Origin of the sequence: Massilia genomosp. 1, assembly GCF_011682185.1 — a bacterium.
GTDB classification, from domain to species: domain Bacteria; phylum Pseudomonadota; class Gammaproteobacteria; order Burkholderiales; family Burkholderiaceae_D; genus Telluria_A; species Telluria_A rubra.
Genome location: NZ_WHJF01000695.1, coordinates 1 through 225, shown reverse-complemented (window position 1 = coordinate 225; position 225 = coordinate 1). Strand labels below are relative to the sequence as shown.

Sequence of the window (225 nt, the reverse complement as noted above, 5' to 3'; positions counted from 1 at the left end):
CGCCTCAAGGACGAGTTTGGTGGCCGCAACATCATGGTCAAGGGACATGCCAAAGTCATGAGCCATTTGATGTTCGGGCTGCTCGCCCTCGGCGCCGCCCAGTTGATGCGACTTCGACGATGACCATACCGCTCAACTTTCTCTCGATTCCGCTCCGAATGTTTCAGGTACGGCATCCCCACGCCTTAAAAATGAGATTAGCCATGATTCCGCCGCCGTAACCGA

General features: G+C 55.6%; 1 pseudogene. It reads left to right on the top strand.

Annotation, left to right across the window (positions count from 1 at the left end):
- Positions 1–123 (top strand): annotated as a pseudogene (locus tag F1735_RS35300) (IS1182-like element ISCARN109 family transposase); the annotation flags it as partial.
- Positions 124–225: the final 102 nt, after the last annotated feature.